General features: G+C 41.9%; 20 protein-coding genes. 8 read left to right on the top strand and 12 right to left on the bottom strand.

Going from position 1 to position 26,958, the window contains the following annotated elements; translation table 11 throughout:
• Window positions 1-34: 34 nt before the first annotated feature.
• The 7 genes from QE404_RS05585 to QE404_RS05555 form a co-directional block, all read right to left on the bottom strand.
• Window positions 35-1,474, bottom strand: a complete 1,440-nt coding sequence (locus tag QE404_RS05585) for a glycoside hydrolase family 30 protein (RefSeq protein WP_307447661.1) — start codon at window positions 1,472-1,474, stop codon at window positions 35-37.
• Window positions 1,475-1,563: 89 nt separating this feature from the next.
• Window positions 1,564-2,367, bottom strand: a complete 804-nt coding sequence (locus QE404_RS05580) for a glycoside hydrolase family 16 protein (RefSeq protein WP_307447658.1) — start codon at window positions 2,365-2,367, stop codon at window positions 1,564-1,566.
• 107 nt (window positions 2,368-2,474) lie between these two features.
• Window positions 2,475-4,697: a beta-glucosidase BglX gene (gene bglX, locus QE404_RS05575; protein ID WP_307447655.1), complete on the bottom strand. Its 2,223-nt coding sequence runs from the start codon at window positions 4,695-4,697 to the stop codon at window positions 2,475-2,477.
• Window positions 4,698-4,706: 9 nt separating this feature from the next.
• Entirely contained in the window at window positions 4,707-6,140 is a 1,434-nt protein-coding gene (locus QE404_RS05570; RefSeq protein ID WP_307447652.1) for a glycoside hydrolase family 30 protein, read from the bottom strand.
• A gap of 38 nt (window positions 6,141-6,178) precedes the next feature.
• Complete coding sequence (locus tag QE404_RS05565; protein ID WP_307447649.1) at window positions 6,179-7,033, bottom strand: hypothetical protein; 855 nt, start codon at window positions 7,031-7,033, stop codon at window positions 6,179-6,181.
• A 19-nt stretch (window positions 7,034-7,052) separates the two neighbouring features.
• Window positions 7,053-8,573: a RagB/SusD family nutrient uptake outer membrane protein gene (locus QE404_RS05560; protein ID WP_307447646.1), complete on the bottom strand. Its 1,521-nt coding sequence runs from the start codon at window positions 8,571-8,573 to the stop codon at window positions 7,053-7,055.
• Window positions 8,574-8,585: 12 nt separating this feature from the next.
• Window positions 8,586-11,480, bottom strand: a complete 2,895-nt coding sequence (locus tag QE404_RS05555) for a SusC/RagA family TonB-linked outer membrane protein (RefSeq protein ID WP_307447643.1) — start codon at window positions 11,478-11,480, stop codon at window positions 8,586-8,588.
• A gap of 178 nt (window positions 11,481-11,658) precedes the next feature.
• Here QE404_RS05555 and QE404_RS05550 point away from each other — a divergent pair, with 178 nt between their 5' ends.
• The 3 genes from QE404_RS05550 (at window position 11,659) to QE404_RS05540 (ending at window position 14,929) form a co-directional block, all read left to right on the top strand.
• Entirely contained in the window at window positions 11,659-12,843 is a 1,185-nt protein-coding gene (locus QE404_RS05550; protein ID WP_307447640.1) for an MFS transporter, read from the top strand.
• 23 nt (window positions 12,844-12,866) lie between these two features.
• Window positions 12,867-13,652 (top strand): NUDIX hydrolase, encoded by a 786-nt coding sequence (locus QE404_RS05545; RefSeq protein WP_307447638.1) that lies wholly within the window; start codon window positions 12,867-12,869, stop codon window positions 13,650-13,652.
• Window positions 13,653-13,750: 98 nt separating this feature from the next.
• Window positions 13,751-14,929, top strand: coding sequence for an acyl-CoA dehydrogenase family protein (locus QE404_RS05540; protein ID WP_307447635.1), 1,179 nt, complete (start codon window positions 13,751-13,753; stop codon window positions 14,927-14,929).
• 53 nt (window positions 14,930-14,982) lie between these two features.
• On the opposite strand, the gene QE404_RS05535 is transcribed toward QE404_RS05540, so the two are convergent.
• The 5 genes from QE404_RS05535 to QE404_RS05515 form a co-directional block, all read right to left on the bottom strand.
• On the bottom strand, window positions 14,983-17,676 hold the full coding sequence (locus tag QE404_RS05535; RefSeq protein WP_307447631.1) for a PD-(D/E)XK nuclease family protein: 2,694 nt from the start codon (window positions 17,674-17,676) through the stop codon (window positions 14,983-14,985).
• Entirely contained in the window at window positions 17,673-18,209 is a 537-nt protein-coding gene (locus tag QE404_RS05530; protein ID WP_307447629.1) for a DUF922 domain-containing protein, read from the bottom strand. The genes QE404_RS05535 and QE404_RS05530 overlap by 4 nt, the downstream gene beginning before the upstream one ends.
• A gap of 1 nt (window position 18,210) precedes the next feature.
• Window positions 18,211-18,618: a hypothetical protein gene (locus QE404_RS05525; RefSeq protein WP_307447626.1), complete on the bottom strand. Its 408-nt coding sequence runs from the start codon at window positions 18,616-18,618 to the stop codon at window positions 18,211-18,213.
• A 60-nt stretch (window positions 18,619-18,678) separates the two neighbouring features.
• Window positions 18,679-19,314 (bottom strand): 16S rRNA (guanine(527)-N(7))-methyltransferase RsmG, encoded by a 636-nt coding sequence (gene rsmG, locus QE404_RS05520; RefSeq protein ID WP_307447623.1) that lies wholly within the window; start codon window positions 19,312-19,314, stop codon window positions 18,679-18,681.
• Window positions 19,315-19,395: 81 nt separating this feature from the next.
• Complete coding sequence (locus QE404_RS05515) at window positions 19,396-20,217, bottom strand: GLPGLI family protein (protein WP_307447621.1); 822 nt, start codon at window positions 20,215-20,217, stop codon at window positions 19,396-19,398.
• A 146-nt stretch (window positions 20,218-20,363) separates the two neighbouring features.
• Between QE404_RS05515 and QE404_RS05510 the strand changes: the two genes are divergently transcribed.
• The 5 genes from QE404_RS05510 to QE404_RS05490 all read left to right on the top strand — a co-directional run bounded on the left by QE404_RS05510 (window position 20,364) and on the right by QE404_RS05490 (window position 26,828).
• Window positions 20,364-21,557, top strand: coding sequence for a pyridoxal phosphate-dependent aminotransferase (locus QE404_RS05510; RefSeq protein ID WP_307447618.1), 1,194 nt, complete (start codon window positions 20,364-20,366; stop codon window positions 21,555-21,557).
• An 18-nt stretch (window positions 21,558-21,575) separates the two neighbouring features.
• Window positions 21,576-24,515: a M16 family metallopeptidase gene (locus QE404_RS05505; RefSeq protein ID WP_307447614.1), complete on the top strand. Its 2,940-nt coding sequence runs from the start codon at window positions 21,576-21,578 to the stop codon at window positions 24,513-24,515.
• A 233-nt stretch (window positions 24,516-24,748) separates the two neighbouring features.
• Window positions 24,749-25,552 (top strand): helix-turn-helix domain-containing protein, encoded by an 804-nt coding sequence (locus tag QE404_RS05500; RefSeq protein WP_307447610.1) that lies wholly within the window; start codon window positions 24,749-24,751, stop codon window positions 25,550-25,552.
• Between the two features lie 49 nt (window positions 25,553-25,601).
• Window positions 25,602-26,513: a macrolide hydrolase EstT gene (gene estT, locus QE404_RS05495; protein ID WP_307447607.1), complete on the top strand. Its 912-nt coding sequence runs from the start codon at window positions 25,602-25,604 to the stop codon at window positions 26,511-26,513.
• Between the two features lie 93 nt (window positions 26,514-26,606).
• A complete protein-coding gene (locus QE404_RS05490) occupies window positions 26,607-26,828 on the top strand; it encodes a hypothetical protein (protein ID WP_307447604.1) in 222 nt (73 codons plus the stop codon).
• The last annotated feature ends 130 nt before the right edge of the window (window positions 26,829-26,958 follow it).

Below are 26,958 nucleotides of genomic sequence, written 5' to 3'. Positions count from 1 at the left end.
AAATAACTGTTAATATGAAGTTTTGTTATTTGAATTATAATAATACCGTCTGAATGGAGTGGGCAGGTGCCGTTAATGCCGCAGCCATGCCTTCGATCCAGAGGTTGGTTTGAATATCGGTATCGGAATCGTTCATGATAACGGTAACCAGCTGCCCGTTTTCATTCATAAATGTCGTTGAAGTGAGCGCGGCCCTGTTGGAGGAAGTCCCGATCCTCCGTGCAGCAGGTTTTACAAACTTGGAAACATGCCCAATGTAATAATATTCATAGGTATAATGCACTTCTCCGGTCCTGGTATCTGCAATAATCGGTGCAAAGCAGAAATTTCCCACATGGTTCGGACCTCCGGTTTCATCCAGCAATACATTCCAGTCTGTCCAGAGTGCAGTACCTTTATTGAAATCGTTGATCATATTTCTCCCGTACAGCTCACCCAGACTTACTTCGTAAATTTTATCCAGGTTGAATTGCTCTTTGCACCCTTCTGTAAATGCTAAAAATTTATCCGGGAATGCGCGCTGGGTTTCCAGAAGATTATCAAAAAGCTGGGTTTTGTTGTTCCAGGTTTCATACCAGTGGTAACCGATTCCGGAAGCATATTTGGATGTTTCCGGATCACTTAGCGTGGTAGTAGCCCTCTGATAGATCAGGTCACGGTTATGATCCCAGATCATGACTTTTTTATCTTTGTAGCCATTTTTCCAAAGCGTAGGTCCCAGGTTGTTTTTCAGGAATTGCCCTTCTTCTTCAGCTGTATAAATGCAGGATTCCCAGCTCTGTGTAGCCATCGGCTCATTCTGGACGGTTAATCCCCAAACATTGATTCCCCTCTTTTCATATTCCCTGATGAATTTAATATAATAATCTGCCCAGGTCTGGTAATACTGATTTTCAAGCCTTCCGCCCTTCAGCATGCTTTTGTTGGATTTCATCCATGCCGGAGGGCTCCAGGGTGAAAAGAAAAACGTAAAATCTTTACCAACGGCTTTCTGCGCTTCTTTAATCATCGGAATTTTATACTTCTCATCGTGTGCCACATTGAATGACTTCAGCGAATTGTCATTGTCCTGGACGTAGGTATAGGAATCACTTGAAAAATCACAGGAATTCATATTGGTACGCGCAACCGTGTAACCCAAGCCGTCTTTTCCGTAATAGGCTTCAATAATTTCTTTCTGCTTATTCTTTGGTAATTTGTAGAATGTTTCTGCAGATGCATCTGTAATGGCGCCTCCAATTCCGATCAGTTTCTGGTATTTAAAATCAGGATCTACAAAAACACAGGCATCAGTTTCTTTGGGCTGATCCATTTTAACAAATTTCACTACGCCCTTATCCACCATCTTTTCCTGGGTTTTAGCTTGGGTAAGAATAACCCGGGCTGTTTTTCCTGCATTCTTCTTCCAGTAATTTTGTGCACTTGCATTGAAAACCGCCCCCATTAACAGGCAGCTTACGACTATTTTCCTCATAAATTTCTTTTTCTTTTTATATTGCTCCCTTATCAAAAACTTTTCCGATTTGTATTTTTATCGAAAAGAAGAGAATTTTGCTCACTAGTTTATCTGTTCTGGTACACCCGTACATAGTCAATCTCAAACTTTTGCGGAAATATACGGTCATCTATGCCCTCTTTACCGCCCCAGAAACCGCCGATGGCCAGGTTAAGGATAATGAAATACGGCTGATCGAACGGCCATGATTCATAGGTTTTTTCATTGTTTTCATACGTGAAATACTTCTGTTTATCCACATATACATCAATCTTTTCCGGAGTCCAGACCGCTTTGTACACATGGAATTTTTCGCTCGCATCTTTTACGATGAGGGTATCAGTTTTCTGGGTTCCGATGATATGATTGTACTTTTTCGTATGGACGGAAGCATGGATATACCCCTGATGGTAACCTACATGTTCCATAATATCCAGTTCACCGTCATCAGGCCATTTTTTCATGCCCTCACTCATCATCCAGATCGCAGGCCATGTTCCGCGCCCTTTGGGCAGTTTTGCCTTCACTTCCACTGTACCATACTGAAAAGAGAACTTTCCTTTGGTAAGAAGCCTTGCAGAAGTATATTTATTGTCTTTCCACTGTTCTTTCCGGGCTTCGATGATCAGCTTTCCGTTTTCCACCCTGGCATTTTCCAGGCGGTTTTTAGTATAAAACTGCGCTTCATTATTTCCGTAGCCATGCCCACCCACATCATAATTCCATTTCGTGGAATCCGGCAAACCAATCCCGCTGAATTCATCATTCCAGATGAGCCTGCTTCCGGAATGCGACGGACCTGAAATACAGCCGCAAGCAGAAAAAAACAGCAATCCTCCGCCGAGAAGGTTAAGCATATGTCGAATCTTCATCTTCAAAATTTAAGTTCATTATTAAATCCTCACTATGGGATGTATCAGAATGGGATATCCTTTACCGCCAAAAGCGGGTGTTATCCCGCTTCTGATGTAAAAACTATTTATTTTAACCATGTTATTCTTTTGGTCTGCACCTGTTGGGAATCCGTTCCCAACATGATATCAAACTCGCCGGGTTCCCAGTCATAATTAAGTGCATCATCATAGAACCTCAGATCCTGGGTACTGAGTTTGAAATGAACTGTTTTCTGTTCCCCTTTCCTGATGAAAACCTTCTGGAACCCTTTCAGTTCTTTTACAGGCCTCACTACTTTTCCAACAAGATCCCTGATGTACAACTGTACGACCTCTTCGCCATCGTATTTTCCGGTATTAGAAACGGTAACACTGATATCCAGCGTCTGATTTCCTTTAAGGTTTGATGAGCTCAGGTTCATATCGGAATACTTGAAACTGGTATAGCTGAGTCCGTACCCGAAAGGGAATTTCGGATCATTATCAAGATCGATATAGGCAGAAACGTAATTCCTGTCGGTATTATTTTTTGCCGGTCTTCCCGTATTGTAATGGTTGTAATATACCGGAATCTGACCCTCAGTTCTAGGAAAGGTCATCGGCAGTTTACCGCCCGGGTTTACCGATCCGAAAAGCACATCTGCAATAGAGTTTCCAGCTTCTGTTCCCAGCCACCATGTATACATGATCGCCGGAATATGATCTGCTGCCCAATCGAACACCAGGGGTCTTCCTGCATTGATCATGAGGACAATAGGTTTACCGGTTTTAGCAACTTCTTTCAACAGGTCTTCCTGAACACCCGAAAAATGAAGATTGCTCCTGCTCTTCGCTTCACCGCTCATGGCATGCCCTTCACCTAAGGTCATGATAACCACGTCGGCTTTTTTAGCAGTTTCAACAGCCTCAGCAAACATGGATCTGTCCTGGTCATCTACATTGGCTCCTTTTGCATACAGCAAGGTTGAATTTTTATCCAACTGATTCCTGATACCATCGAACTGACTGATAATCCTCTGATTGTCATCTTTAAATGCTACTGACCAGAAGCCATGGTTTGCCGTTGTCTCTTTTCCGAAAGGGCCGATTAAAGCCACTGTCTTTACAGATTTTGAAAGTGGCAGGATGTTTCCCTGGTTCTTCAGCAACACAATACTCTTTGAACCGAATTCCCGGCCGAATTTCCTGTTTTCCTTATTATTGGTCTGTTGCTGCTGTCTTTTTTCATTGCTGAAGCGGTAAGGATCGTCAAATAAACCCATCTCGAATTTCTTGATCAGAATCCTGCGCGCAGCATCATCAATCAGCTTAGGATCAACCTTTCCTTCCTGAACGAGCTTTGGCAGTTCAGCCATATAGGCACGGCTTTCCATATCCATATCACTCCCGGCAATAATGGCTTTTTCCGCCGCCTCTTTATTGTCTTTTGCATATCCGTGCGCTACCATTTCTCCGATGCTCCCCCAGTCTGATACCACAAATCCTTTGAAATTCCACTGCCCTTTCAGCAAATCCCTTAAGATATACCGGTTGGCTGTAGCAGGAATTCCGTTGATATCATTAAACGAGTTCATGAAAGTAGCCACTCCGGCTTCAGCGGCAGCCTTAAACGGCGGCAGATAGGTTTCGTTCAGCTGCCTGAGGCTCATGTCTACAGAATTGTAATCCCGGCCACCAACTCCTGCACCGTATGCAGCAAAATGTTTTGCGCAGGCCATAATTGCGTCGAGATTGCCTAATCCTTTTCCCTGAAACCCTCTGATTCTTGCCAGACCTATTTGGGTTCCCAAATAAGTATCTTCGCCGGAACCTTCCATCACCCTTCCCCACCTCGGATCCCTGGCGATATCAACCATCGGGGCAAAAGTCCAGTGGATCCCGTATGCGGAAGCTTCCGTTGCTGCAATCCTTTCTGACTTTTCAATGAGCGCCAGGTCCCAGCTTGCTGCCTGCCCGATGTTAACGGGAAACGTGGTTCTGTATCCATGGATAACATCCTGACCGAAAAGCAACGGGATTTTAAGCCTGGACTGCAATGCCAGTTTCTGGAAATTCCTGGTCTCCTCGGATCCGGCAACATTGAGCATGGAACCTACTTTTCCTTTTTTTATTTCTTCCAATACGGTTGCAGAATTGGTATTTTGGGGTCCGGTGGCATACTCAAAACCACTGTATTGCACCAGCTGCCCTATTTTTTCCTCCAAAGTCATTTTAGATAACAATTCGGAAACTTTCTGCTCTGCCGTTTTCTGTCCGAATGCATTCATGCCGAATGCGGCAACGGCCAGTAAGAAATAAACTCTCTTCATATGCTGCTTTTAAAAGATATACGTTGCTGCCGAGCTCCCTGAAATGGTTACAGGAGCTGATTTCTGATTATATTTGATGTTAAATGTCTTATCTGTTGAACTACTGTTCTGTACAATAAGAACCGTCTTTCCTGCAGGTGTCCTGAAAGCTACCGTTGAAAGATTATCTGCCTCAGTAGAAGCGATTCTCTGGGAATTTACCGGAACAAATTTGGACGCATGAGCAATGATGTAATAGGCAATATTCTTTTCATAAGTATTTCCTCCACTGATGGTAACTGCTCCTTTGCATTGGGTGCATCCTCCGGGCGTATGTGGCCCGAATGAGGCATTATTGGCGACATTCCATTCCAGTGCGGTTTTGCTCCAGTTTCTCATAGACCCAATAATAATGTTTTTCACGTGCCAATCCAAATCTCCGGAGAAGTTTCCGGTAGAACTGGTCCATTGCTCGGTGAAGTACACATTTTTATCCGGAAATAAATTATGCACCGTACTCAAAGCTGAAATATCACCTGCATAGAGGTGAAATGCAGATCCATCCACATAAGGATTAGCGGCAGCATCATTCAGAACCGCCAGAGGATAAGCCGGATTGTCACAGTTGTGATCGTATGCAATAATTTTGGTGTTGATATTGGCCGCCTGAAAAGCAGGCCCAAGGCTATTTTTGATGAATGCAGCCTGATTGGCAGCTGTCATGTACAGACTGGGATTATTTCCGGCATGCAAAGGCTCATTCTGAGGCGTAACAGCGGTAATATTGATTCCCTGAGCTTTCATTGCCTGGATGTATTTTACGAAATACTGGGCATAGACGTTGTAATATTCCGGTTTTAAACTTCCGCCGATCGTACTTCCGTTGTCTTTCATCCAAACCGGTGGTGACCAAGGCGTTGCCAGAATTTTGATGTTAGGATTGATCACCAGAATATCTTTTAGCATCTGGATGACCGCCTGATCCTTTGTCAGGCTGAACTGTGACAGCGTAAGATCGGTTTGACCTGCCGGCATATCATCATACGAGAATACTTCGCTGTTAAGGTCTGAAGCTCCGATGCTGATCCTCAGATAGCTGATTCCGATTCCGGAACTGCTGAACAAATCATTCAGTAATTCCTGTTTCTTAGCCGCATTCAGCTGATTGATCACTTCCACGCTTCCGCCTGTCAGGGTATAACCGAAACCATCCACTGTCTGAAATACTTTGGAAGCATCGATTTCTATGTTCGGATAGCTATTGGATGCTGATGTAAAGTAAACTGCGGTCTGCTGTTGCAGTTTTACCGACTGGTCTCCTTTCGTGAGCCATACATCCACAGGATCTCCGGTAGTTACACCGCCTCCGTTAGCCGGATTTTCATTATTGGCCAAATCTGATGAAGTGCTGCTGCACCCCAAAAAAGAGAGAAGCGCTACACCGCAAAGTGCAGCACTTCTCATAAATAAACTATATGAATTGTGTGATTTCATAATGGGAATTATTGTGTTCTGCGGAATTCCACCTTATCTACGCTAAGGCTGTTGACTGTTGTTCCTCCGCACTTGATTTCCAGATAAACGGTTCCTGTTGTAGTTGCGGTGAAAACACCTCCGTTTTTAGGACTGTCACAACCTACGGATGACACTTTACCTTTGAATGCCGACTTTCCGCATCCTGCCCAGGTATTGATATTGCGGTAGATCGTTCCGCTGATATCCTGGCCTGTAACCGGCATGCTGTTAAGAACATATACTTCAAACCAGGTATCTACAAGGCCAGAGTCGGAAGACACCACCATATCGATGGAATATTTCTGTCCTGCCACAACGTTCACAGCCTGATAAATACCCTGCTGGCTTCCTCCATTGGCTACAATAGTTGCTTTTCCGTTGGCAAAAACCCATTGGGCTCCGGATGAACTGATGGTATGTTTAGACCATTTGGAAATTTCATCCGGGGTATCAAACCTTCCTCCCTGGATCATATTCCCTGCTACAGGATCGGATGTAGGCACCACGATGGTCCCGCTTGAAGTACCTGTCACAGTACCTCCGACTCCTACAGTCTGGTGCTGGATGACATACGTACCGGCGTCAGGCAGGAAAAGATTTTCTTCATTCTTTCCGGCATTATACCCGTCATCATCGATGTTCCATTTAGAGAAAATATAATTGTTGGAGTTTGCTTTCAGGTTGTACCTGTTTTCCGCTGTTTTGGTTATTTTGAATGAGGCATCTGCAGCAGAAGGTGTAATACCGTTACCATCACCATCAATGGTATCAGGTGTACAGCTGGCCATGAAAAACACAGCTGAGCTAAGCAGAAATCCCTTATTGATAAATTTAGCGATCATACTTGTAATAGAATTTAGATTAATAGCCTGGGTTTTGTTTAAGGATAGTTCCCGTAAGTTCGGTATAAGGAATCGGCAATATTTCGTTTTTGCCCGCAACGAAACCTCGGGCTCCTAATTTAGCAGGAGCATCTCCCCATCTTACCAGATCAAACCAACGGTGCCCTTCACCAATCAGCTCCCTTCTTCTTTCATCTTTTATAGCCTGCATGGAAACCGGTACGGAAGCCAGGCCCACTCTTGCTCTTACCGCATCCAGCAACGCCTGAGCCCTGGATCCTGTTCCGTTAAGTGCTTCAGCCTCCATAAGATACGTATCTGCCAATCTGATGTAAATGTAATTCTGCCTGTAGTTCAGTTCAGAGGCACCCGGTAATGTGGTTACTTCGTCTTTCGTAGGCATATATTTATTCAAAAAATATCCTGAGTCCATGTATGCAGGTGAATATACTGCCTTACCCTGCTGCTCAAGAGCCTTTACATTCAGGATGCTGGCATCCATTCTCGGATCACCCTGCATAAAGTTGAAAAGATCTGTTGAAACAGGATTGAATGCCCAGCCAGCAACAACGTCAGGAGCATCAGATGTTTTTCTGGTGTATCCTCTCGGGGCAACCATAATATTAATTGAATTCCCTTCATCATTTCCTTGTCCCCAGAATCCCCAGTCTGAGTTTCCTTTGTTGGTATGCATGACCTCGAAAATTGATTCTGAGGTAAATTTATTATCAGTTACCCAAAGGCTTGCAAAATCGCTGACAAGTTTATATCCGTACTGACTTGTCCCGCCCGGAGTTCCGTTAACTTCAGCAAACTGCGCTGCTGCCTCTGCTTTTTTATTCTCATACAGATATACCTTACCCAGTAACGCTCTTGCTGCACCTTGGGTAAACCGGCCTCTCTGATCACCGGATACGGTCATTGGGAGATTAGGGATGGCAGCGAGAAGATCAGCTTCAATCTGTGCATACACTGCTGTAGCAGGAGACTGAGGAATGTTATAGTAATCATCAGTCGCTTTGATCTCCTTGGTAATAAGAGGAATATTTCCGAACATTCTTACCAGTTCGAAATAATATAAAGCCCGTAAAGTCTTTGATTCTGCCGTAAACCTGTTTTTTATGGCATCACTCATATTGGCCTGAGGGATTTTCTCGATCAGAACATTGGTCCTGGAAACCCCCTGATAATAATCTCTCCAATAGCTTACCGGCATTGTATTGGGATTCAGCTGGTAATTAGACAGACCCTGTATTCCGGCTCCGTCTGTGGAACTTCCTCCTCCGGCGTAGAAATCATCAGATCCTGCATTGAAAAAAGTTACCATATTTTCAAAGCCGCCTGCATATTTTCTTACCGGGTCATACGCTCCTACAAGTGCGAAAAAGCATTCCTGTTCATTTCTGAAGAAATTATTGGTATCAAATGCCCCAAGATTTTTAACATCTTCAAGGTTATCTGTATTACATGCAACGTTAATCAGTCCTGTCCCTACAAATAATGATGCTGCTATGCTTATTTTAAATATTTTGTTTTTCATTTTAAAATCATGTTAGAATGTTAAATTAGCTCCGAAAAGGAATGTCTTGGCCTGAGGATAGTAAGCCCTGTCGATACCGAAACTATCACCGGCTGCAATTTCAGGGTCATACCCTGTATATTTGGTGAACGTGAAAAGGTTTTCAGCAGTAATATAAAGGCGAAGTTTGCCCATTCCTAAATTTTGCGTCATCGTCTGAGGTAACGTGTATCCCAGCTGAACCAGCTTTACTCTCACATAATCTCCTTTCTGAAGATAATAATCCGACATCCAGGTATAGTTGTGGTTGGTATCGTTCGTAGTAAGCCTAGGCGTGGAGGTACCTTCACCCGTCCATCGGTCAAGAATAGCCGTCTGATAGTTTGCATTCAGAATATCCAGACGTCTCAGTCCCTGGAAAATCTTGTTTCCAGCCTGTCCCTGAGCAAAGACCATCAAGTCCCAGTTTTTGTAATTCATGTTTACCGTTAAACCAAAGGTATATTTAGGCACTGAATTTCCTAAGTTCACTTTATCGGCGTCCGTGATTTTACCATCACCGTTGGTATCCTGCCAGATAAAATCCCCAGGTTTTGCGTCCGGAAGGATCAGCTGTCCTGCAGCGTTCCTGTAAGCGTTGATCTGATCCTGATTCTGGAAAATACCCAATGTCTTATAACCGTAGAATGAACCATACGATTCACCCACCTGTATTCTGGAAACAGGGCCCATAGACTGGAATCCAGGTCCGTCAATATACAGCCTTCCCTGCTCCAGACTTGTAACGGTATTTTTAAGGTAGGCGAAGTTTCCGTTTACCGATACTCCAAAATCCGTCCAGTTCTTTTTGTATCCAAGTTCTACTTCCACCCCTTCATTCTCCATGTCTCCGATATTGGCAGTAGGCGCAACGGTTACCCCCACATATCCCGGAATCTGAACCTGTCTGAGGATATCAGAAGTTTTCTTTTTATAATAATCTACCGTTAAGTTGAAATTGCTCAGGAATCTGATGTCTGTTGCTATATTCAGCTGGGAAGTAGACTCCCATTTAAGATCCGGATTAGCAAGCGTATTTGGAATGTATCCAGGCATAATCACGTTATTTCCGTTGGTATAGTTAGCACCCGGAACATAGAAATTGGCAAAAAGGAAATCACCGATACCGTCGTTTCCTAGTACACCATAGCCACCACGCAATTTTAAAGTATTAATCACTTTATTTTCAGGCCAGAAATTTTCCTTGTCTACATTCCAACCTACTGAAAAGGCAGGGAAAGTACCCCAATGGTTATTGGCACCGAATTTAGAGGATCCGTCACGTCTTACCGTACCCGTGAACAGGTACTTGTTGGCATAGTCATACACAATTCTACCGAAATAAGATGCTTTGTGGGTATTGATATTATCCCATGCATTCAGGTTCTTCTGATCCTGAGGGATGTAGAAATTGAAAGAAGCATCCTGATAACTGCTGATCGGTAAGTTGGTGTGGGTTACCGTCTGACCAAAACCAATATTGTACTCATAGTAACCGGTACCGGCAAGAATATTCAGGTTATGTTCTCCGAATTTCTTCTGCCAATTGATTGTATTTTCAAAACTCCATTCAAGCTTCTGCTGTGTCGTTCTGCTCAGGCTGTTGAAATTCAAATTACTGTAGTTGGGGTTGAGATAGAACAGCGGCGTAAAGCTCTGATTCCCCCAATATGATTTCTTTCCGTTAATGGATGATTTAAAAGTGAAATCTTTCAGAAACTTTACTTCTGCAAAAATATTCGCGATGAAATCATCAGACCATCCGGAGTTTCCAAGCTGGGTATAACGGAAAGCTAACGGGTTAGACATTTCCTGGCCAACCAGTGTAGAGATTCCATATGGATTTCCGTAAGGGTCTCTTACGATATTAGGATTTGAATAGGTATTGGAAGCTGCCATTGCAGGATCTGTTACCACTACAGGAGTTGTAGGATCCAGGTTCACGGCAGAACTTAAAGGTCCTCCGAATTCCCCGTTGGAATTGATCCCCTGAGATTTGGTATGGGTATAGGCAAATGTCTGGCCTACAGTTAACCAGTCCGTTAGTTTGTGGGTAGAGTTCAGACGGCCCGTTAGTCTTTTGTAGTAGGAAATATCGCTCATGACAATACCGGTCTGATCGAAATATCCGAACGATCCGTAGAAAGTCGACTTTTCATTTCCTCCGCTGATGCTGATTTCATGGTTTGACCGTTCGCCGGTACCGAAAATCACATTCTGCCAGTCGGTGCCCGCACCTAAAGACTGCGGATTCTGGAACACAGGAGCCTGCCCTCCGTTCACATACGCTTCATTAAGGATTGTTGCATATTGAGTAGCATTAAGAAGGTCCAGTTTTCTGGCCGCTCTTGCTGTCCCGTAAGATCCGTTATAGGAAAGATTCAACCTGCCTTTACGTCCTTTTTTGGTAGTAACCAGGATAACCCCTCTTGCCGCAGAAACTCCATATATAGCAGAGGAAGCACCGTCTTTAAGCACTTCTATGCTTTCGATATCAGACTGGTTCAGCCAGCCGATTCCATCCACTACAATCCCATCCACTACCCAAAGCGGATCATTGTTGGAATAATAACTGGTAATCCCTCTTACCCGGATCGTTGCTGATGAACCTGGCTGGCCGGAGTTGGTAATCACATTCACCCCCGCAGCACGTCCCTGTAATACCTGTTCCGGTTTTCCGGCAGGAATATTTTCAATATCACTGGCTTTGATACTTGAGATCGCTCCCGTTACGTTACTCTTCTTTTGGGTACCATAACCAATCATCACCACTTCCTCTATTTTGGTTTCTTTGGAAACAGTGTCATTCGTTCTGTTCTGGGCATTGAAATTTGCCGTAAAATAAAGCACGGCAACCATCCCTAAACTTCTTGATAGTTTTACATTCATATACAGTTAAGTTTTTTAATTCTCAAAATGAGACAATAAAAATATATTTTTTTTTAATTATTTAACATTGTCTTAATAAATATTTTAATTTTTCCTTTATTTTTGGGAGTTCAAAGGCATAAATTTTACCTAACTTTTCATAAAAAAGTTAAAAAAAACATTAAAATCAATCCCCAAAATGACGACCAAGACAGGCAATTTGTCGCTTCCGCTAAAGTTGAGTTTTCTTATATTTTCGATGGTGCTAAACTGCATGGGCATTGTCATTCTTCAGCTTTCGGAGGCAAAAATCACCTATGAAAAGCTGGGTTTCCTGGAATCGTTCAAAGACCTTCCTATTGCTTTTATTTCGCTTTTCGCAGTAGGCCTTATCAGTAAAACGGGGACAAAAAAAGCACTGCTTACGGCGCTGCTTACCGTTGGCATATGCTCGGCAGTTTTGCCTTTTGTGGAGGTATTCTGGTTTTATAAGCTATGGTTTGCTATTATCGGGGTATGCTTTGCGATCGGAAAGATCTGCATCTTCGGGATCATCCGGAACAATATTGCGGATGAAAAGTCCCTGGCTAAAACCATGAACAATGTAGAAGCATCTTTCATGATCGGTATCTTCGTTGTAAATACGGGCTTCGGATGGTTGATATCAAGTTCATATTCAGAATTCTGGAAGCTTGGATTCCTGAGTGTTTCCCTCCTCTCATTCATCACTGTATTTCTGTTTTCAAAACTGGATATCTCAGAACCGGCAAGTGATGGTAAAGGGCTTATTGAGGGCATATCTGCAATGATAAAACTTCCGATACTGCTGTTTTTCCTGGTGATTTTCTGTATCGTATTTATTGAGCAAAGCTTTAATTCCTGGCTGCCGTCCTATTATAAAACGCATCTGAAGGTGAACTCCTTTTTTGCCCTCCAGGCGACATCGTTTATGGCTCTTTTTTCGTATTCAGGCAGGGTTGTTACAGCCCGCCTGATCCACAGGTTTTCCCTGGTCAGATATTACTGGATATGCCTGGCTTTCATCTTGATCCTGCTGTGCATCATTTCCGGTATCCAGTATTTTTATTCTGTGCAAAGCGAAATCCTGCTCTACCTGTTCCCGGTAATAGGCCTCTTCCTGTCTCCGCTCTACCCTGTGATCAATTCTAAGATGATTGCAGGTATGGAAAGGGAGAAAATCAGCCTTCTGACTTCCTGTATTGTCATTTTCTCCTCCCTGGGAAGTTCTGTAAGCTCCATTATGATGTCCATACTGTTTGGAAACAGAATGCTTGACTGGTATTCCCTCTACATTTTAGCTACTGTTATTGTGCTACTTACGGTAAGTTCATTATATTTTTATGCCGCAAAGAAAAACTTATAAAAAATAATTTTATTTTTACTCCCATGAAAATTAAAGACACAAAGAATAAACAGACGCTTCGTGAACTCATTGATACAAAAGACTTTGTAGCCCATGTATCTGTTGACTGCACCATATTTGGTTTTCATAATAATATTCTCAAGGTTTTACTGCTAAAATACCATGATCTTGATCTGTGGTCTCTTCCGGGAGGATTTGTCTTCACAGATGAGGACCTGCGTGAAGCAGCTGCCCGTGTACTGTATGAAAGAACCCACCTTAAAGACCTGTTTCTGAAACAGTTCCACACATTCGGAAGGATTGACCGGACGGAAAATAACGTCCATCAGATCCTGCTGGAAAATAAAGGAATCACAGTGCCGAAAGACCACTGGATTTTCCAGAGGTTCATCACTGTTGGGTATTGCAGCCTGATCGATTTTTCCATCGCCAATACTTTTCCGGATGCTTTTAACGAAAGCTGCGAATGGTTTGAAGTGAATAACCTGCCGAAAATGGCTTTCGACCATGACCGGATTATAGAAACAGGGCTGGAGTACCTCCGTATGAACATCAACACAGAAGTGGCTGCCAGTAACCTGCTTCCTGAAAAATTTACAATGAAGGACCTTCAATGCCTCTACGAAACCATCTTGGGTGAAAAATTCAGAAGGAACAACTTCCAACGTAAAATTTTAAGCCTTAACATCCTGGACAGGCTGGAAAAGCTGTATGACGGTTCGGCCAACAAGGCACCCTATCTCTATACTTTCAAAAAAAGATTCAGCACGGACAGCCCTAATCCTATTTCCGGCAAGGAAAATAAATAACCGCTGCCCATCAGACTTTAGAAAGCGTAAAATCAGGCATAGAAAAAAAATTTTTACGGAATACTGAAAAGTATTACTTTTAGGAAAATTAAAATCATATGTCATACTATCCTCTTACAAGCATTCCCGATTACTACGGAATTGATGCTTTGCTTACAGAAGAACACAAACTGATCCGCCAATCTGTAAGGGACTGGGTGGAAAGCTTTGTTATGCCGCAGATTGACCAGGCAGCTCAAAACCATACGGATTTACCGGGCTTGATGAGAGAATTGGGAAACATAGGAGCACTGGGTCCTTACATTCCTGAAGAATACGGCGGTTCCGGACTAGATCAGATTTCATACGGACTCATCATGCAGGAACTGGAACGCGGAGATTCTGCGGTGCGCTCTGCTGCATCCGTACAGAGTTCATTGGTGATGTTCCCTATTAACGAATACGGTTCTGAAGAGCAGAAAAGAAAATATCTTCCCAAGCTCGCTTCCGGTGAAATGATCGGTTCTTTCGGGCTTACCGAGCCTAATCACGGATCAGACCCGGGATCTATGGAAACGAATTTCAGGGATATGGGAGACCATTACCTTCTTAACGGGGCTAAAATGTGGATTACCAACGCTCCACTCTGTGATATTGCCGTAGTATGGGCAAAAAATGAAGACGGAAAAGTACAGGGACTTATTGTAGAACGCGGGATGGAAGGCTTCACAACGCCTGAAACCCATAATAAATGGAGCTTAAGGGCTTCCAAAACAGGAGAACTGGTTTTCAACAACGTCAAAGTTCCGAAAGAAAACCTGATGCCGGGCGTCACGGGTTTAAAAGGACCGCTTTCCTGCCTTAATTCTGCACGGTACGGGATTTCCTGGGGTGTAATTGGTGCTGCCATCGATTGCTACTGCACAGCCGTACAGTATTCGAAAGAAAGAAAACAGTTCGGAAAACCGATCGGTTCATACCAGCTTCAGCAAAAGAAACTGGCAGAGTTCCTGACCGAAATTACCAAAGCTCAATTGCTCTGTCTGCAACTGGGAAACCTTAAAAACGACCATAAAGCAACTCCTGCCCAGATTTCTATGGCTAAAAGGAATAACGTGAAAATGGCCATTGACATTGCCCGCGAATCCAGGCAGATTTTAGGTGGAATGGGAATCATGGGTGAATTCCCGATGATGAGGCATGCAGCCAACCTGGAATCTGTTATTACGTATGAAGGAACACATGATGTGCACCTGCTGATTACCGGTATGGATATTACAGGCATCAATGCTTTTTAGCAGAAAATAACACTATAATCCGGTCCGGCTTGCCGGACCTTTTTATTCTTTTTCTAATTACTATAGGACTGGATATTCTCCGTAAAAGGAATATCAGGATTCAGTATTTCTTCGATCAGGTACTTAACAGCAATCATAGCTTCATCAATACCCCCTTTTTCAAACTGCAGGGACCTTACGCCTTTTTTTACTTCAGCAAAGCTCCAGATTCCCGTTTCCACAGGAAGACCCCAGAATTCGGGCAGGCTCTGGATGACATACTGGTAAATACAGAGTTGCAACGCCTGTTTCCTGTCGCTGTTATGGAAATACTCACTACAGTTATCCTGGTCAATTTTTACATTAAGGTTTTTAATTTTGGCAGTTTTGTAATCAATGATCCTCAGTGTCCCGTTGAGGCGGTCAATCCGGTCTATGAATCCGAAAAAAGAAACTTTGTCCTGACCGGCGAGATAAAAATCTACATTTTCAAATCTCTTTTCAATGTCAATAATCTCAAGGGAATTTCCGCTCTGGATGAGTTCAAGATCATAAGTAAGGACGCTTTCGATGACTTTCTTGGCAATGGCTTTATGAATGAAGTTCATCCCTTTTTCATAGAATTCAGGCTGGTGTTTGAGCTTTTGTATACCGATCTCTATGTATTGATCAACTGCTTTAATTGATTCTTTTAAATCACTTTCCTTTAATATTTTACCTTTAAGCACTTCATATACTTCCTGAAGTGAATAATGGACCAGGTTGCCGTAATTTCTTACAGACAGTTCTTCTTCTATTTCATCCGTTTCGGATGTATTCAGGATCTTTGACAGGTAAAAATCTATCGGATTATACAGGTAACTGGTGAGATGGGACGCTGATACTTTTTCTTTCCATTTCAAAAGCCGCTCCATCACCACCGGAGTTTTCCTGATCTCTATTGGTTGGGTAACGATGGGTTCTGAGGAGTTTTCAATGATCAGGTGTTCGATCTTATGAGAACTCTCCATTTCGATCTGGGTGATAAACCTGCTCTTTTCACCGGTATTGATGCCGGAACTCAGCGCATTAAACAGAAGATGCACATTCTTGGCATCCTGAATCAGCCTGTAAAAATGATAGGCATAAATACCGTCATTTTCCAGGAAGGTATGCATATTGAAAAATTTCCTGATATCGAAAGGAACATAAGTGTTGTGCGAATTCCCCAACGGCAGCTTACCCTCATTGACGGAAAGCATAATGACATTCTCAAAATTCAGCAGACGCGTTTCAAGAAGCCCCATTACCTGCAATCCCCTTAAAGGCTCTCCCTGAAAATCGATGCACTCCGAATTGATGTGTTGGTTAATAAGGATTTCCAGGGTTTCCATCCTGATTTCAAAAGAATAAGGCGTCAGCTGGTTTTTCAGCACCCTGAATGCATTTTCAAAATGGGAAACATTTTCATACTGGATGTCGTCTATTTCCAGCCATTTTACCTGCTGGCAGAATTCCACCAGAAGATCAAGGTATTCGTTGGTGGAATCGGCCTTTTGGAGCAGCCGGTAGTACGAAAGAGTACCCAACAGTTCCTGGAGAAGCTTGCGGGATATATAGACAATATTCCGCTCCTCTATTTTCGCTTTAAAGTTATTGATGATTGCCTCATCCTCGGCAGAACGGGGAAGCTCTTCCAATATGGGATAAATATCCCGGTAATAGTAGGAAGATTTATTCTTTTCGAGCTGCTTCTGAAGGTAAAAGAGCTGCTTCACCGCATTGGAAAACGAAAGGTTTTTCAAGGGGAATCCCATGGTGATATTCAGGTACTCAATCTCATGCATCACATCCAGTGTGGCAGGGAGAAGGTTTTCATCCAACAGCACTACAGCGGTATTGGAAAAGGTCTTATCTTCTATTTCACTGAAAATTCCCGGCAATATCTTGGTTTGGGTGATATTTCCGGAAACTTCGTATACTTTAATATTCTTGGGCTGAACGAAATCATCTTCGATCCATTGGAAAGGCCTGTAATCGCTGAATTCTTTCCAGCTTTTATGGTCACGGAGGAATTTTCCGGCCTCCTGCCTTTCATCCTCAAAATAATACCGGTCGGCCTGGAAAAAACATTGGCCTTTGTCCCACTGGAGCATTTTACGAATCAGGGATTCTTCTGCGGGAGTCATTGCATTGAGGCCACAGAATACAAATTTCTGTGAAGTATTTTTCACAAAGCTGTCCAGCCCCGATTTCGCAGCTTCATTGATCATGCCGTGGGTAGCCCAGTTATTCTCATGCAGTTTTTTTTTCAGCACAGGCAGAAAGATATTCATATTCCGCCAGAAGTTGAGGAACTTTTTCCTCGGTGCCTCGTCATCTTCGCCAAGGTCCTGTGCCCATTCCTTGATGCGCTCTTCATCAAACATATACTGAAGCACCGCCTCATCGCTATCAGAAAACATCATCATATCATCCCAGTCCTTCTGCAGGGTCGGGAACCATTTCAGGAATTCTGAAAAATCCTCTTTTGGGGTCAGGTTCAGGTTTTTATAAACATCAAAAGCAAACAGCCACAAGGCAATGCCTTTGATTTCCTGTCGGTCTGCAATGACGTCGATAAGTTCTGAAATCGTAAAGAAATCAGGGAGAAATCCTGAATAGTTCCGTTCGGCCAGGATCTGCCTGATAAAAACAATGGGACGCTTGCCGGGCAGGACGATACTGAACACAGAAAGATCTTCACTTTGTGCCAGAAGCTCGTCCACTATTTTGTTCAGGAATTTCAAGAGGCAGCGTAGCTTTTAAGGTTTTCCAGCTCTTCACTGACCAGCCGGTTGTATTCCGCCTGTTTTTCTTCGTTCATCCCGTGGCGGGTCTCACGGTCATACACAGCCTGGAATTTTCGGTAATCATTTAAAACCCTGTTGTAAACAGCCTGAAAATATTTGGTATAGTCTCCTGAAGTCCGGATCTTTTCCGAAATTTCTTTCCTCAGTTTACGGGCGTGGATTTCGGCAATATCAAAATGTTTCTGCTCATGAAGGAGCACATAATCATTAATGCGCTTGACATCTTTCCATGACTGATTCTCATTGAAGATCGTCGTTACCTCAATCCTTACAGGAATTTTAGGATCACTGGACTTGACTACTGAATACTCCCAGCCACAATGGGTATAGGCAACCACATTGTCACCCTGTTGGCTGTTGATTTTGCTTTTGAAATTTTCCCATTTCAGCCTGTTATTTTCCTTCCAGATGATTTTCTGGCTGAAAAGGCTTCCGGAGATCAATACCGGAACTAAAAAAATCCACTTCATTTTACTGCACTACAATCGTTTTGGTAATCCAGCTGCTTCCGCCGTTCCAGAACTTGAAAGTATATGTTCCGGTTGTCTGGGGGCTGAAATTAATCTGGTTGGCACCGGTGTACGTATTTGGGGTACACGGTCCGTTGGTAATATATTTATAAGCCGTTACGGTACGGGTCTGGTTATCACCATAGATATAATCATATCCATAAAAACCCTGACAATGGGACGGATACGTTGAATAAGTCCGGATGCTCTGTACGGCAAAGACACTCATGGTGTCATTAACGATCTTCACACTGTCGATCTTTATCTTATCAATGGATTCAATGGTCTCGTAGTCGTCATCCGAGGTACAGGCCGTCATCAGAATTGCTAAAATAACGGCTGAGAAACTTATAGAGATCTTTTTTTTCATGTTATAAAATTCTGATTATGTTGATTAATTGATCAAAGCATATTCCTAAATGATGTTAATTTAAGAATTAAAATTACCTTTTGAAAGATAAACCACTTTTTTGGTTTCAAAAAATTCTTCTTCAAAATAATTTTTGAGGCTGATGATTTCACACTTAATCCCGGCAAGTTCCTCTGCCAAATCTCCTCCTTTCAGGTAAAGTACCCCGTTGTGCCTAGGATTAAACTGTTCCTTCTCAAATTTCCCTTTCAGCCACCGCAGGAATTCTGGCATCTGCGTTACCGCACGGCTCACCACAAAATGGAACTTTTCCTTTACTTTCTCGGCCCTTCCGTGAATAGCAGTTACATTGGTAAGTCCTACGCCTTCAGCAACCGCCTTCACCACAGTGATCTTTTTACCAATAGAGTCAATCAGCGTAAATTTAGACTCCGGGAAAAGAATGGCCAGCGGAATACCGGGAAAACCTCCGCCGGTTCCGATATCCAGGACCTTTGTTCCGGGTGCGAATTCCATAGCCTTCGCAATCCCCAGGGAATGCAGGATATGTTTTTCATACAGGGATTCCATATCTTTTCTGGAAATGACATTGATTTTTTCATTCCATTCATGATACAGTGCTTCCAGTCCGGCAAACTGTTCCTTCTGAGTTTCTGTAAGATCCGGGAAATATTTTAATAGTAACGGTATAGACATGAGAATTATTATAAAAAGCAAAAATAAGTTTTTTATTGCGGGAATTCAAGATGAGTTTCCGTAAACATTCTAATACGGTCATCAGTCCTTTTCAATAGGGTTATTGGTTCTTCTTAGCCGTTTTGAAATTTCAGCATCCATGTTCTTAAACTTTTTCATTTCATCAAGCCCGAACCTGGCTGTATAACCGCCTTTAAGCTGTAAATCTGCATTTCCGGTTTGCTTATCGATATTCATGCCTTCAATATCCTCAATACTGAACGTAAAACCGTTCATGATCTTCCTGTATTCCGCGAAAGAGACTTTCTTACCTGATTTGGGAAGCAGGGAAAAAACAGAAGGGATCTTTTTAACCTGGGTGAGGGTAAAAATATGATCCTGGTCAGAATCCTGAATCTGCACCACGATCCCCGGAAGGCCTGTAAAGGTGTAAGGTCCGTCACTGACAGGATATTCCTTGCTGAACCAGGCTTCCCAAATCCGTCCCTTGTACTGCGCCGTTGCTTTCTGACAGTAGATATTATGGAGAGTCCTGAACTCTTTCTGGATGTTCCAAACCGGAGCTTCAAGGCCAGAAACTGAAAGGTTGGCCGTTTTAAAACGGTCGTATAACTGGATGGCCTTCCCTGAATAATCTTTCTTGATAATATAACCGAGATTCTGATCAAAGGTTTTGGCTGAAAGCAGTTTTGCATAACTTTTATCTTCCTGGTATACGGAATCCCGTTCATATTTTGCAGCATTATAAAAATAGGAGGTTCTGCCATCGGTATCGAGGTTCATATAATCAGTGACCGCTGAATCTTTTTTATGGATGTCCGGCTTCATGGTATATTCATACACAAAACGGTAATACTGGGCAGAAACAATAGAAAACAGAAAAAGGAATAAGACTTTGTACATTTCAGATGGGATTAGGGTGATAATTCATTTTATAACTACAAATATAGTTATAAATTCATTCTGTACACTCCTATTTCAAACAAGTTTGATTTTAATTTTTCGACCAATAGTTTTTATTATATTTGTTCCTATTTCAAAAAGACAATATGAACAAACTTTCAGACCGGGTAAACAGACTGGGTTATTCGCAGACTTTCGTGATGTCCAACAGAGCCAGAGAAATGAAGGCCAGCGGAATAGACGTCATTAGCCTTACTTTAGGCGAACCCGATTTCGATGTACCGGACACGATCAAACAAGCAGCTTTCGATGCTATTAATGAAAATTACAGCCATTACTCTCCCGTTCCCGGATTCCTGGAACTCAGGCAGGCTATTTCAGAAAAACTGAAAAGAGACAATAAACTTGACTATAAACCATCGCAGATCTGCGTTTCCAACGGAGCGAAACAAGCAATCCTGAATGTGCTTGCCGCACTGATCAACGACGGCGATGAAGTCCTTCTTCCTGTACCTTACTGGGTGAGCTATGATGAAATGGTAAAAATGATGGGCGGAATCTCTGTCATGCTTCCTACCTCATATGTCACCGATTTTAAAATCACAGCGGAACAGCTGGAAGAAGCCATTACAGATAAAACCAAAGTGATCCTGTTCAGCTCACCGTGCAACCCGTCCGGAGGATACTATACCTATGACGAATTATGGTCACTGGCTAAAGTGATTGCCAAATATCCGCATGTAACCGTGATTTCAGACGAAATCTATGAGTTTATCAATTACGAAACCAGCACCACTTCCATCGCCCAGTTCCCCGAAGTTTACGAACAGACGGCCGTAATCAACGGAATGTCAAAAGCATTTGCCATGACAGGATGGAGAATCGGGTATTCTGCCTGCCCTGAATGGCTGGCAAAAGCCTGTGAAAAAATTCAGGGGCAGATGACCAGCGGCGCCAATACCGTTGCGCAGAGAGCCTCTATTACAGCTTTACAAGCTGATCCTTCGGAATATAAATACATGATTGATGCCTTTAAATCCAGAAGGGATCTTGTATATGACCTGATGAAGGAAATCCCTGGCTTCAAAGTTCTGCTGCCGAAAGCCGCCTTCTACTTTTTCCCGGATATATCCTATTACATAGGGAAAACGCTAAACGGCGTTGAAATTAAGGATTCCGATGACTTTGCCATGTTTATTCTGGAACATGCCCATGTAGGATGTGTAGGCGGAGTTTCTTTCGGAAGCCCGGAATGCATCCGGTTTTCCTATGCCGCTTCGGAAGAAGAACTGAAAGAGGCCATGAGGAGGATCAAAACCTTGCTTGATCAGTTTAATTAAAAAAATACAAATTTATTTATGAACATCTTAAAAAGAATAACCATTGTTTCCAGTATTGCTGCGGCGAGTTTCTGCGGATATGCATACGGACAGGACTTCCAGTGGAAAGAAGCCACTTCCAATGGATATACCTACCGTTACGTAACTAACGACCCTACTGCTGCGCGATACTACAAACTCAAAAACGGACTTACCGTAATCCTGAGCCCCACCAAGAAGGATCCCAGGATACAGGTTTATGTAGCCACTAAAGCAGGAAGCAAAACAGATCCTGCAGACCATACCGGACTTGCCCATTACCTGGAGCACATGCTTTTCAAAGGTACAGACCAGTTCGGGTCTAAAGACTGGTCTAAAGAAAAGCCTCTGCTGGACCGTATCGACGCTTTGTATGAGCAATATAACCAGACAAAGGATGAGGCTAAAAGGAAAGAAATCTACAAAGAGATTGATAAAGTATCCGGGGAGGCAGCCAAATATGCGATCGCCAATGAATATGACAAAATGATGTCCGGAATGGGCGCCGATGGTACCAATGCCTTTACATCATTTGAGCAGACGGTATATACCGAGGATATTCCGGCCAATGTGGTGGATAAATTCCTGGCCGTTCAGGCTGAGCGTTTCAGGCAGCCGGTTCTGAGGCTTTTCCATACCGAGCTTGAAGCCGTATATGAAGAAAAAAACAGATCCCTGGATGACGACGGTGACAAAGTGTTTGAGGTAATGTTCGCTAATTTGTTCCCGAATAACAATTACGGTAAGCAAACGACTATCGGGACTATTGAGCACCTTAAGAATCCATCCCTGAAAGCGATCCGGGAATATTTCAACACATATTACGTACCGAATAATATGGGAGTAATCATGTCCGGAGATTTCAATCCGGATGAGATGATTGCCAAGGTGGACAAAGCTTTCTCCTACATGAAGCCTAAAACCATTCCTGCCTACAACATCGGCCAGGAAAAAAATATTTCAGCACCTGTTGTGAAGGAAGTGGTTGGCCCGAATCCGGAGAATATCATGCTTGGATTCCGTTTTCCCGGAGCTACAACCAGAGATGCCAGAATGCTGAACCTGGTAGGCAATATGCTTACCAACGGACAGGCCGGCCTTATAGACCTCGATCTTGTTAAAAAACAAAAACTTCTTTCCGCCTACGCTTTTCCTTACGTCCTGAAGGATTATTCTGTCCTCCTTCTTCAGGGAAGACCTACGGAAGGACAGTCGCTGGATGAGGTAAGGACCCTTTTATTACAGGAGATTGATAAGCTGAGAAAAGGGGAATTTTCAGAAGACCTGATCCAGTCAATCGTCAATAATGAAAAGAAAAGCCTAATTGAGAAAAGCGAAAAATATTCTTCCAGAGCAAGCATCCTGATGGATGAATTCACATCTGATATCGACCACAGGACTTCGCTGGAGTATATTGAAGAAATTTCCAAAATTTCTAAAAAGGATATTATGGATTTCGCTGCAAAATACCTTCAGGACAATAATTATGTAGCGGTATACAAACGTAAAGGTGAAGATAAAGGGATTGTAAAGGTAGATAAGCCGACCATCACCCCTGTTTCTGTAAACAGGGAAGATCAGTCACCATTCCTGAAAAAGATCGATGCCATGCCTGAAAACAGCATTGCACCGGTATGGCTGAATTACGATAAGGATATTGCTAAAAATAAACTGGGCAGCATAGATGTGCTTTCGGTAAAGAATACGGATAATGATCTGTTCAGGCTATATTATCATTTCGATTCTGGTAAATGGAACAATAAAATACTTCCACTGGCTGCGGAATACCTGCAATATTTAGGAACGAAAGACAAATCATCAGAAACCATCAGCAAGGATTTCTACAGGCTAGCTTCAAGTTTCAGGGTAAATGCCGGGAATGAAGAAACTTATGTGACACTGGAAGGGCTTAATGAAAACTTCAGCCAGACCTTATCCCTTTTTGAGGACCTGATTAAAAACTGCCAGGCAGACCAGGCTGCACTTGATGCCTATAAAACAAGGCTGAAAAAAGCCCGCGCCAATGCCAAACAGAATAAAGGGACCATCATGGCCGGATTGAGAAGCTATGCTCAGTACGGACCACAAAACCCTTTCAATAACGTTTTAAGCGATGCCGAACTGGATGCCCTTAAGGCAGAAGACCTGATCAGGGTGCTTCATGATCTTTTCAGCTATCAGCATAAAGTATTGTACTACGGACCGAAAACAGGAAATGAACTTACGGCTTCCCTTAAACCGATCCATATTTTGCCTGCTAAACTGAAGGAGCTGCAGAAAACCAAAACATTCGTTCAGATTCCTACGGATAATAACAAAGTGCTTTTTGCGCATTACGATATGGTGCAGGCAGAGATTTTCTGGGTGAGGAACTCCGATCCTTACAATGTTTCTATCACACCTACCGTAAGCCTGTTTAACAACTATTTCGGCGGCGGAATGGGATCTATCGTATTCCAGACCATCCGGGAATCCAAAGCACTGGCCTACTCTACTTATTCTTATTTCTCGCTTCCGGGCAAAAAAGAAGATAAGGATATGATTATGGCCTATGTAGGAACCCAGGCAGATAAGTTCAATGAATCTACTACTGCCATGAACGAACTTTTAAACGATCTTCCGAAGTCTGAACAGCTGTTTGAAACTGCCAAGAGCGGATTGAGAAAGACCATCGCTTCTGAAAGAATCACACAGGACGGTATTATTTTCAATTATCTCAGAGCACAGAAGCTCGGCAACAATTCCGACATCAGGAAAACGGTGTATGAAACGGCTCCAAAGCTGAGCTTTGCCGATATTCAAAGCTTCCATGATAAGGAAATGAAAGGTAAAAATTATACCTACTGTATCGTAGCCTCTCAGGATAAAGTAAATGAAGCTGAAATGAAAAAGCTGGGCGAAGTGAAAAAGCTGAACCTGACTGAAATTTTTGGATACTAAATAAATGAAAGCCGGTGTATGATCTACACCGGCTTTATTTATAGATAAAATTTGTCAATTCTCTATCAAGGGCTTTGAGTCAGACATGCTGATTATTGTTGTCAATGAAATCGAGTGCATTAAAAATGACTCAAACCTGCAGGATTTGGTACCATGATAATGATTCTATATCTAATAACATTTGGTCATCACATTATATTGTTGTACATTCTGATTTCAAAATAATACAAGTGATGGAATACGAAAAGATATATCCTAAATCAAGCATTAGACATCTAGTCCATTTCTTTTGGAATTTTGAGGGAGATTTTACAGAAACATCACTCTATTCTCATTCATCTGTTGCATGTGTTTATCCTAAATTGGCATTTCAATATATTCCTGGGATGATGATCATGGAAAATGGTGAAAGTAAAAAGTTGTTTGTAAGTGGTGTTCAGTCACAAACAAACGCTTATTATGAATTATCATCCAGCAAAAAAGCGGGGATCTTTGGCGTTTATCTTCAACCTTATGCTATCCCGATACTTTTTAACATTCCGGCAGATGAAATGACTAACCAAAACATTGAAATAACCGAACTTTGTGGGAAAGAGGGATTATTTTTAGAAGAACAAATATTAAATTGTCGAAGTACTCAGGAAAGAATTGAAACCATTACTTATTTTATTGAAAAAAGAGTGTCTGATTTACCATTTAATTTGCAAATGATGATGAATGCTATACATCATTTAATTATGAATAATGGAAATATAAAAATGCCCGAATTGCTTGCAGACCATTTTTTATCTCAAAGACAATTTGAACGTAATTTCAAAACCTTAACAGGATTTTCTCCTAAATATTTTTCCAGAATTATTCGATTTGAGAAGAGCATCACAGCTGCATATCATAATCAACAATTATCATTAACAGAACTTGCTCTGCATTCAGGATATTTTGACCAAGCACATATGATTAGAGATTTTAGGGAATTTTCTGGCAAAAAACCGTCTGCATATTTTTCTCAAGACCAATCTCTTTTTGTTATCGAATAAATGTCGAATATATACAATTTCAGTCTGTCTGCATAAAATAATTTTGCGTATGAAAAGATTTGGATTTTTTGTACTCATTTTTATTTTGACGAACAGCTGTATGAAAGCACAAAAAGAAAAGATAATTAATAACGGCAATGTATCTATTTGCACTGAGAGTTTTGGGAACTTTAATAATCCTGCAATTTTATTAATTGGAGGAGCAACTGTTTCTATGCTGTATTGGGATGCCGACTTTTGCAATAAATTAGCTAACAAAGGATATTTCGTAATTCGTTACGATAACAGGGATGTAGATAAATCTACTACCTACAGTCCTGGCTCTATTACATATAATATTGTTGACCTTGCAGATGATGCTGTTAATATTTTAGATGCTTATAAAATTAAGAAAGCGAATATTATGGGAATTTCCTTGGGGGGCCTGATTGCACAGATTTTAGCAATTAAAAGTCCCAATAGAGTTAATTCACTTATCTTGATGTCTACGGGCATCTGGGGAACACCGGATCCTACAATACCAGAAATGGATAAAGAGATATTCAACTTCCAAAGTAAAGCAGAAAGTATAAACTGGAATGATAAAAAAGAAGTAGTCCACTATATGTTGCAGAACTCGCATCTTATGGCTGGCCGTAAACCAGTGGATTATTCAAGAGAAGAAAAACGCATTGAACATGAAATTGACCGAGCAGTCAACTACCGTAGCATGTTTAACCATTCTTTGATACAGGGTGGAGAAGCTTACTATGATAAAATGGATGAAATCAAAATGCCTACTTTGATTATTCATGGTACGGATGATAAAATCTGGCATTTCAAAAATACTGAAAAACTATTGGCAGATATTAAAAATTCACAGCTTTTAAAATTGGAAGGGACCGGGCATGAATTGAATTATAATGATTGGGACATTATAATAACTACGATAAACAGGTTTATAAGTAATTATCCAGCATAGTTACTATTTATTTATGCAAAAAATCCTGTGTGTACATTTTTCCATAAAATAAGCGGTAAAATCGGAAATTCTAAAAAAATAGATTTCTTACTAATGGACAAAGTTTGTCAATTTTTTGATAAGGATTTTGAATATTTTTTGGATGCAGGAATGGTTAACAATGTACATGAAAATCATGGGCAGGTTGGTGAAATTGGGATCGTGAATAATTTTCCAGAAAATTTTTTAGAAGAATTCAAAAAATTAGTTGAAAAAAATCAGGCAAACGAAATGGTAATTCAAGATCTAAAGCAAAAACTAAATACTAAAAATTAAAACAAAGCTCTTAAAACAGAGCTTTTTTCTTTTACTTACCATCAAAAACACACATAGATTTTATTTATCAAAAACATTAGGTTCGATAGATGGTCTGTTTTTAAATTTGCAGCAGAAAATTATAATATAA

The sequence above is a fragment of the Chryseobacterium camelliae genome, assembly GCF_030818575.1.
GTDB lineage: Bacteria > Bacteroidota > Bacteroidia > Flavobacteriales > Weeksellaceae > Chryseobacterium > Chryseobacterium camelliae_A.
Note: the sequence above shows the minus strand (reverse complement) of the source record. Positions and strands in the feature narration are given on the sequence as shown.

Coding starts and splice junctions, on each gene's coding strand:
- QE404_RS05585 (WP_307447661.1), bottom strand. CDS start 1,474: ATGAGGAAAATAGTCGTAAGCTGCCTGTTAATGGGGGCGGTTTTCAAT.
- QE404_RS05580 (WP_307447658.1), bottom strand. CDS start 2,367: ATGAAGATTCGACATATGCTTAACCTTCTCGGCGGAGGATTGCTGTTT.
- bglX (WP_307447655.1), bottom strand. CDS start 4,697: ATGAAGAGAGTTTATTTCTTACTGGCCGTTGCCGCATTCGGCATGAAT.
- QE404_RS05570 (WP_307447652.1), bottom strand. CDS start 6,140: ATGAGAAGTGCTGCACTTTGCGGTGTAGCGCTTCTCTCTTTTTTGGGG.
- QE404_RS05565 (WP_307447649.1), bottom strand. CDS start 7,033: ATGATCGCTAAATTTATCAATAAGGGATTTCTGCTTAGCTCAGCTGTG.
- QE404_RS05560 (WP_307447646.1), bottom strand. CDS start 8,573: ATGAAAAACAAAATATTTAAAATAAGCATAGCAGCATCATTATTTGTA.
- QE404_RS05555 (WP_307447643.1), bottom strand. CDS start 11,480: ATGAATGTAAAACTATCAAGAAGTTTAGGGATGGTTGCCGTGCTTTAT.
- QE404_RS05550 (WP_307447640.1), top strand. CDS start 11,659: ATGACGACCAAGACAGGCAATTTGTCGCTTCCGCTAAAGTTGAGTTTT.
- QE404_RS05545 (WP_307447638.1), top strand. CDS start 12,867: ATGAAAATTAAAGACACAAAGAATAAACAGACGCTTCGTGAACTCATT.
- QE404_RS05540 (WP_307447635.1), top strand. CDS start 13,751: ATGTCATACTATCCTCTTACAAGCATTCCCGATTACTACGGAATTGAT.
- QE404_RS05530 (WP_307447629.1), bottom strand. CDS start 18,209: ATGAAGTGGATTTTTTTAGTTCCGGTATTGATCTCCGGAAGCCTTTTC.
- QE404_RS05525 (WP_307447626.1), bottom strand. CDS start 18,618: ATGAAAAAAAAGATCTCTATAAGTTTCTCAGCCGTTATTTTAGCAATT.
- rsmG (WP_307447623.1), bottom strand. CDS start 19,314: ATGTCTATACCGTTACTATTAAAATATTTCCCGGATCTTACAGAAACT.
- QE404_RS05515 (WP_307447621.1), bottom strand. CDS start 20,217: ATGTACAAAGTCTTATTCCTTTTTCTGTTTTCTATTGTTTCTGCCCAG.
- QE404_RS05510 (WP_307447618.1), top strand. CDS start 20,364: ATGAACAAACTTTCAGACCGGGTAAACAGACTGGGTTATTCGCAGACT.
- QE404_RS05505 (WP_307447614.1), top strand. CDS start 21,576: ATGAACATCTTAAAAAGAATAACCATTGTTTCCAGTATTGCTGCGGCG.
- QE404_RS05500 (WP_307447610.1), top strand. CDS start 24,749: ATGGAATACGAAAAGATATATCCTAAATCAAGCATTAGACATCTAGTC.
- estT (WP_307447607.1), top strand. CDS start 25,602: ATGAAAAGATTTGGATTTTTTGTACTCATTTTTATTTTGACGAACAGC.
- QE404_RS05490 (WP_307447604.1), top strand. CDS start 26,607: ATGGACAAAGTTTGTCAATTTTTTGATAAGGATTTTGAATATTTTTTG.